The sequence below is a fragment of the Phenylobacterium sp. T106 genome, from assembly GCF_057219735.1.
The window spans coordinates 496,196-503,299 of record NZ_JBXVWA010000004.1 but is presented as its reverse complement, the minus strand read 5'-3'; the positions used below and the strand labels follow the sequence as shown (position 1 = coordinate 503,299).

Genomic DNA, 7,104 nt, shown 5'->3' with positions numbered 1-7,104 from the left:
CCCCTCTACCGAGAGCGCAACCTCATCGAGCGCATGTTCTGCCGCCTGAAGGACTGGCGGCGCATCGCTACCCGCTACGACAAACTCGCAGCCGTCTTCGCCGCGACCGTCTACCTCGCCGCCGTCGTCACCTGGTGGACCTGATTGAGTCCGGAACCTAGAGCGCGTCGGCGAGTGGAAGCCGGCTTCGCCGCGGGAACGCGCTCCAGTTCGGAGAGATGGGGCCTGTCCGGCCCCAAATGCCCGTGAGATTAGGTGAATCTTGAACCTTGGGTGTCATGCTGGCGGTTCAGTAACAATGTGAACCCCCCATGCAGCAGATTTCAGGCGCCCGAACGCTCCACAGGCTCATCTACTGCAGTCGGCAGCGCATCGCGCCGCACGACCTCGACCACGAAGTCGGCGAGATCATCCGCGCCTCGATCCGGAACAATCGCGAGGTGAACCTCACCGGCCTGCTGCTCGTGCACCAGGGCTACTTCGTGCAGTCCCTGGAAGGGCCGGCCGAGGCGGTGCTGACGACCTATCGCCGGATCAACGACGACCCGCGACACGCGGAGTGCAAGGTGCTTTCGGCCGGCCCGGCCGGCGCGCGCGAGTTCGGCGACTGGAACATGTGCGCCCGCGGCATGAGCGCGGCGGACGACGCCATCCTGCGGACACTGGGCCAGCGCGAGACCTTCGCGCCCGAGAGCCTGTCGGCCCGGGCCGCCCTTCGGCTGCTCAAGACCGTTCGCGGAATCCAGTCCCGCACCCAGCTCCGCGCCATGCTCTGAGCGGTCCTCCACAGGAAGCTCGGGACCAAAACCGGAACGGCGGCTGGCGCCTCAGGACGGAGCGCGCCATAACCGGCCCATGAGCGCAGTCCTCGCCGAGGCCGAGCCGCGGCCCATGGAGGCCGCCCGCGACGTCCTGCGGCGCGTGTTCGGGCACGAGGCGTTCCGCGGCCTGCAGGCCGACGTGATCGCCGAGGTGCTGGCGGGCCGCAACGCCCTGGCGGTGCTGCCCACGGGCGGCGGCAAGAGCCTCTGCTACCAGATCCCGGCGCTGGTTCGGCCCGGCCTGGGCCTGGTGGTCTCGCCGCTGATCGCGCTGATGACCGACCAGGTGGCGGCGCTGGTGCAGTCGGGCGTGGCCGCCGCCCGGCTGGATTCCATGATCGACCTGGACGAGCGCGCCGAGACCTGGCGGCGCATCGAGGCCGGCGCGCTGGACCTGCTGTACGTCTCGCCCGAGGGCCTGATGCAGCCGGCCATGCTGGACCGCCTCTCCCGGACGCCGCTCTCCATCGTCGCGATCGACGAGGCGCACTGCGTCAGCCAGTGGGGCCACGACTTCCGGCCCGAGTATCGCATGCTGGGCCGCCTCGCCGAGCTGTTCCCGGGCGTGCCCCGGCTGGCGGTGACGGCGACGGCCGACGCCCGGACGCGGGAGGACATCCGCGCCGAGCTTCGCCTGCAGGACTCGCCCGAATTCGTGGCCAGCTTCGCGCGGCCCGAGCTCATCCTGTCGGCCGAGCGCAAGCGCGGCTCGGCCGAGAAGCGTGTGGTCGAGCTGGTCACCGCGCGCGCCGGCCGCTCGGGCGTGGTCTACGCCGGGTCGCGCGAGAAGACCGAGACCCTGGCCCAGTCGCTGCGGGACGCAGGCGTCGACGCCCTGGCCTACCATGCGGGGCTGGAGAAGCGGCTGCGCGCGGACCGGCTCGAGCAGTTCCTGGAAGCCGACGCCGCGGTGATGGTGGCGACCATCGCCTTCGGCATGGGGGTGGACAAGCCGGACGTCCGGTTCGTGATCCACGCCGACCCGCCGGCGTCGATCGAGGCCTACTGGCAGGAGGTGGGCCGCGCCGGACGCGACGGCGAGCCCGCCGAGGGCATCACCCTCTACGGCGCCGCGGACATGGCCTGGGCCTACCGGCGGCTGGCCGAGCGCGACGTGGACGAGGGCGTCAAGCAGACCCAGGCGCGGAAGGTCCGTCAGCTCTACGCCATGCTGGACGGCGTCTCGTGCCGGGCCGCGGCGGTCCGGCGCTACTTCGGCGAGGAGGGGGTCGAGGCCTGCGGGCAGTGCGACCTGTGCACCGGCGCCGTGGCGACCGAGGACGCCACGGTGGCGGCCCAGAAGGCGCTGTCGGCGGCGCACCGGCTGGGCGGCCGCTTCGGGCGCGGCCGGCTGGTGGACCACCTGCTCGCGCGGACCAAGGACCCGTCGGCCTGGGAAACCGGGCTTTCAACCTGGGGCATCGGGCAGGAGCTTTCGGCCGCGCAGTGGAAGGACCTGACCGAGCAGCTCGTCTTCGAGGGGCTGCTGCGCGAGACGCCGAACGACGGGCGGCCGCTGGTGGGCCTCGGCGACGCCGACGCCGTGCGGGCGGTGTTCCGCGGGGAGCGGCCGGTGCTGATGCGCAAGGCGGCGGCCGGCGAAGAGCGCGGCGCCCGCGGCCGAGGCCGCAAGGGACGCGAGGCCATGGCGGTCCAGGCGGCGGACCGGCCGCTGTTCGACGCCCTGCGCGCCTGGCGCGCCGCCGAGGCCAAGGCCCAGCACGTGCCGCCCTACGTCATCTTCCACGACCGCACCCTGGCCGAGATCGCCTCGGCGCGGCCCGGCAGCCGCGCGGCCCTGGCCGGGCTCAACGGCGTCGGCGAAGCCAAGCTCGCCCACTACGGCGCGGCGGTGCTCGAGGTGGTGGCGGGGTTCGTCGAGGAGGCGCCACCACCCATCACGACGGTGGAGCTTGCGCGGCAACTCAGGGCCGAAATGTCGCCGCCCGAGCGGCTGCTCTGGCAGCAACTGAAGGGGAAGCGGCTCGAGGGCTACAAGTTCAGGCGGCAACACCCCTTCGACCCCTACGTGCTCGACTTCTACTGTCCCGCGAAGCAGCTGGCCGTGGAGGTCGACGGCCAGGGGCACGGAATGGGCGATCAACCGTCACGCGACGCTCGGCGGGACGCCTTCCTCCGCGCTCATGGCGTGCGGGTGCTGAGGCTTCCGGCGCGTCTTGTCTTCGAAGACATGAACGCGGCCGTGCTCACCGTTCTCGGAGCGCTGGAGTCCGAGTAGCTTCCCCCGCGCGCGGGGGAAGTGGCCCGACGTGCGAAGCACGAGGGTCGATGGGGGAAGCAGACCAAGATAGCGCTTCCCCCATCGGCGACTCGCTCCTTCGGAGCTCGCGCCGCTTTCCCCCGCGAGCGGGGGAATATTGCGGGGAATTAAGCTGCAGCTTGGGCACGGCCGAATTATCAGCCGCCCATGAGCCAGTTGCGTAAACCCCTCCTCGGCCTGATGGCCGCCCTCATCGCCCTCTTCGCCACGGTGATCCTGACGAGCAGGAACGGCGCCGGACACGACTCCGCCGTGGCGGAACGCGCCGCCCTGGGCCCGCGGGCCTGAGCGGCGCGGCTCCGGGCGTCAGAACTTCGCCTTCACCTCCGCGCCCAGGATGCGCGGGTCGTTCACGAAGCCGGTGAGGTTGTTGAAGTCGATGCCGCCTTCCAGGCTGCGGTCGTTGGTGATGTTGCGCCCGAAGAGCGCCGCCTCCCACATCCCGCCCGGCGCGCGGTAGCCCAGCCGGACCCCGCCTTCCAGCAGCTTGTCGTCGGTGAACTCGACCGACTGGTAGAGGAAGAAGTTGACCTTCGAGCGGTAGGCCCAGTCGGTGAAGACGAAGATCTCGCCCTCGCCCATCGGCCAGGAGTAGCCGGCGGTGATGTTGGCGATCCACTTGGGCGCGTTCGGCAGGCTGTTGCCGTCGATGCGCACCGTGCCGGCGATCGGGCTGGCCGGGTCCAGCACCGTGCAGGGCGCGCCGCAGGGCTGGGTGAACAGGGCCGGATCGTCGATCTCGGTGTTGTTGTACGACAGCCCGGCGGTGATCAGCAGCCGGTCCACGGGCTCGGCCTCGGCGTTGAACTCGAAGCCGTAGCCGGTGGCCTTGTCGGCGTTGAGCAGGCGGTTGAAGTTGGCCCCGCCGCCCACGGCCGTCACCTGCAGGTCGTTGGCCCGGTAGTAGAAGACCGAGGCGTCGTAGCGGATGCGGCCGCCGGCGCGGCCTTTCAGCCCCGCCTCGTAGGACATCACCGTCTCCTTGTCGGCGACCGAGAGGGTGTCGCCGAACACCAGGCGGCCCTGCACGGACGGCGCCCGGTAGCCGCGGGCGATCCGGCCGTAGAGGTTGAGGTCGTCGTTCACCGCATAGCTGGCGTTGAGGTTGAAGCTGACCTCGCTGGCGTCGGGGCTGGTGCGCAGGATCGCGGTCGGCGGCGCGCCGAAGGGCGAGCGGGTGCGCTGGGCCAGGAAGTCCTTGTCGTCGTCCGAGTAGCGGATGCCGCCGCCCACGGTCAGCTGGTCGGAGATCTCGTAGTCGAGGTTGGCGAACAGCGCCCAGCTTTCGGTCTTCTGGTTCTGGTAGGCGAAGCCGTCGATGGCGCCGCCCGCCAGGGTGTTGAAGCTGTAGCTGTCGATCTTGATGCTTTCGTTGAAGTAGTAGAACCCGACCGTGTAGCCGAGCGGGCCGCTGTCGCCGGCCAGGCGGAACTCCTGGCTGAACTGGCGGTGGAACGGGACCCCGTCCGCGCTCTCGGACGGGAACGGGATCACGCCGGGGCCCGAGGGCGGGGCGAAGGCCGCGCCGAAGCCGCCGTCGATGTCGCCGCGCGAATAGGTGTCCACCATCTCGTAGGCGGTGATCGAGGTGAGCTCGGGCATCCCCTCGCCGAAGTCGTAGGCGACCTTCAGGCTGGCGCCCGACGACTGCACCTTCTGGATCGCCCGGCTCTGGGCGTCCTGGCTGATGGTGTCGCGGTCGAAGCCGGGGACGAAGTTGTTGGTCCCGCGCTGGATGATGTTGGCCCGGAACACCCGCGGCGTGCCGTTCAGGTGCTGGTAGTGCAGGTTCAGCAGGGCCGAGAGCGACTCGGTGGGCGTCCACAGCAGCTGGCCGCGGAAGGCGTACTGGTTGTAGCCCTCGCTGTCGTTGTCGCCCGGCGCCTGGGTGTTGTCGACCCAGTCGTCGCGGTGCTGGTAGAGGCCCGACAGGCGGAAGGCGAGCACGTCGGCAATGATCGGCCCGCCGACCGCGCCTTCCAGGTTGATCGTCGAGAAGGTGGCGTAGGACGCGCTCGCGTAGCCGCCGAACGTCTGGCTGGGCTTGGCGGAATCGAACTTCAGCACGCCCGCCGGGGTGTTGCGGCCGAAGAGGGTGCCCTGCGGCCCGCGCAGCACTTCCACCTGGTCGATGTCGAAGAGCGGGAAGCCCTTCAGGACCGGCGTTTCCAGCACGACCTCGTCGTAGACGAACGAGACCGGCTGGCTGGCGTTGAGGTCGAAGTCGGTGTTCCCGAGGCCGCGGATGTAGGGGCGCGGGAAGGTGCGGCCGAAGCTGGACTCGAGCGTCAGGCTGGGCACGCGGGCCGAGAAGACGCGGATGTCGCCGCCCGACGAGCGGATCGCGTCCAGCTTCTGGCCGCTGACGGCGGTGACCGAGAGCGGCACCTCGTTGATGTTCTCGGCCTTCTTCTGCGCCGTGACGATGACCTCGCCGACGTCGGTGACGTCGTCGGCCGCGGCCGCGGAGACGGCGAAGGCGAGGGTGGCGGCGGAAGCGCCGGCGGCCAGCAGGGCCCGCAGTGCGGTGGAACGCGTCATGAGAGAGATCCCCAGAGGAGTGGGCGGCGATTGCGACTCGCCTCTGGGACTCCCAGCTACACCACCTGGGGCTTAAGCGCCGCCGTTCGCCGGACACTGTCACACGATCGTCGCCGCTGCGTGATCATGGAGCCACAGTCGCGGCCGGGGCGCCCAAAATCTCGGCGGCCCCAGCTCAGCCGTCGAGATCAAGGCCGAGCGCGAGGCGCCCGGCGAACCGCTGCTGCGGCTTCTCCTGGAGCGGGTGGAACCGCGCGCCCTGGATGTCGCGGAAGGCCCGCTCGAGGCCGAGACTGCGATAGAACGAGGCGCCGCCCGCCACTTCCATCGCCCGCTCCACCGTCCTGAGGCAAGCCTGCCCCGCCAGCGTGCGCCCGATCATCGCCCGGTTGGTCGCCTCTGGTCCCGGCCTCGACGTCTCGGCGTTGCGGATCATGTCGCCCACCGCGAGCCGGGCCGCGGCAAGCACGGTCTCCATCTCGCCTGTGGACAGCATGAGCGCCTCGTCCGCCGTCTTGCGGCGGGCGACCTCCACCGCCTTGTCGCGGGCGGCCTGCGCCACGCCCAGGTAGGCGGAGTAGATGATCGGGAAGGCGAGCAGGCTGATCGCGTGGAACAGGGGATGCCAGCGGCCCGGCGCGCGGCGGCCGGTGACGGCCGAGTCGGGAACGAAGACACCGCTCATCTCGACGTCGTGCGAGCCCGTGCCGCGCATGCCGAGCGTCCGCCAGGTCTCGAGGATGGCCACACCCTCGGCCTTCAGTGGAGCGGCGAAATGCAGGACCGTTGGGCCCGCGTCCGGATCGTCGTAGATGGCGCTGGTGCTGATCAGGTCTCCGGCGAGGCAGCCGCTGGCGAAGACCTTGCGCGCGGTGACGCGGAAGCCGCCTTCGACCCGGACCGCGTGACCCGAGCCGTCGAGCCAGTCAGAACCGCCGCTGGATACCAGCACGAGGTCCTCTGCCGCCACCCGGCGCAACAGTCCGTCCGTGGGCGCGCCCTCGTGGCGCCAGCGCCAGGCGGCCAGGGCGACGAGATGGCAGTGCATCGAGAAGGCGAGGCCGGTGGAGCCGCATGCAGCCCCCACGATGCGCACGATCTCGCAGACTTCGGCGTAGGTGGCTCCGCCCCCGCCAAGCTCGGCTGGGACGTGCGCCTTGAAGAAGCCTTCCGCTTTCAGGTGCGCGAAGCTGTCGGCCACGAAGCTGTCGTCCGCGTCGTGACGGGTGGCCGCGGGCGCGATCTCCCGGGCGACGGCTTCGGCCCGGGCGGTCCAGCTTGCGATCGGAGTGAGGGTTGAGGCCATGCCGGCGTCGTCCATGAAAGGTTCCCTTGGGTCGCGGCGACGTCGCCGCCATTGGCCGCGACCATGTCGAGTGGGGCCGGCGCCCGCCAGTTCAGGATCTGAATCTTCGCGGTACAGGATCTGAACTGGCGACACGACGCGCCGGGGCCTAGGCT

The 7,104-nt window shown here is 70.5% G+C and carries 6 protein-coding genes and 1 pseudogene; 5 read left to right on the top strand and 2 right to left on the bottom strand.

The annotated features are described in order from the left end of the window. From AC2D8W_RS12725 to AC2D8W_RS12705, 5 genes and pseudogenes are all read left to right on the top strand, one after another. On the top strand, window positions 1-144 hold a 144-nt coding region (locus tag AC2D8W_RS12725), incomplete at its 5' end, for a transposase (RefSeq protein WP_484671853.1). A gap of 167 nt (window positions 145-311) precedes the next feature. Further along, a complete protein-coding gene (locus AC2D8W_RS12720; RefSeq protein ID WP_484671837.1) occupies window positions 312-776 on the top strand; it encodes a BLUF domain-containing protein in 465 nt (154 codons plus the stop codon). A gap of 79 nt (window positions 777-855) precedes the next feature. Beyond that, a pseudogene (recQ, locus tag AC2D8W_RS12715) lies at window positions 856-2,688 on the top strand (DNA helicase RecQ); the annotation flags it as partial. Window positions 2,689-2,757: 69 nt separating this feature from the next. After that, on the top strand, window positions 2,758-3,060 hold the full coding sequence (locus tag AC2D8W_RS12710) for an endonuclease domain-containing protein (protein ID WP_484671852.1): 303 nt from the start codon (window positions 2,758-2,760) through the stop codon (window positions 3,058-3,060). A 189-nt stretch (window positions 3,061-3,249) separates the two neighbouring features. Beyond that, window positions 3,250-3,390 carry a hypothetical protein gene (locus tag AC2D8W_RS12705; protein WP_484671836.1) on the top strand — a complete coding sequence of 47 codons (141 nt, stop codon included), beginning with the start codon at window positions 3,250-3,252 and terminating at the stop codon, window positions 3,388-3,390. Window positions 3,391-3,408: 18 nt separating this feature from the next. On the opposite strand, the gene AC2D8W_RS12700 is transcribed toward AC2D8W_RS12705, so the two are convergent. Both AC2D8W_RS12700 and AC2D8W_RS12695 read right to left on the bottom strand, forming a co-directional pair. Next, entirely contained in the window at window positions 3,409-5,643 is a 2,235-nt protein-coding gene (locus AC2D8W_RS12700) for a TonB-dependent receptor (protein ID WP_484671835.1), read from the bottom strand. Window positions 5,644-5,818: 175 nt separating this feature from the next. Then, window positions 5,819-6,949, bottom strand: a complete 1,131-nt coding sequence (locus tag AC2D8W_RS12695) for an acyl-CoA dehydrogenase family protein (protein ID WP_484671834.1) — start codon at window positions 6,947-6,949, stop codon at window positions 5,819-5,821. Window positions 6,950-7,104 lie beyond the last annotated feature (155 nt).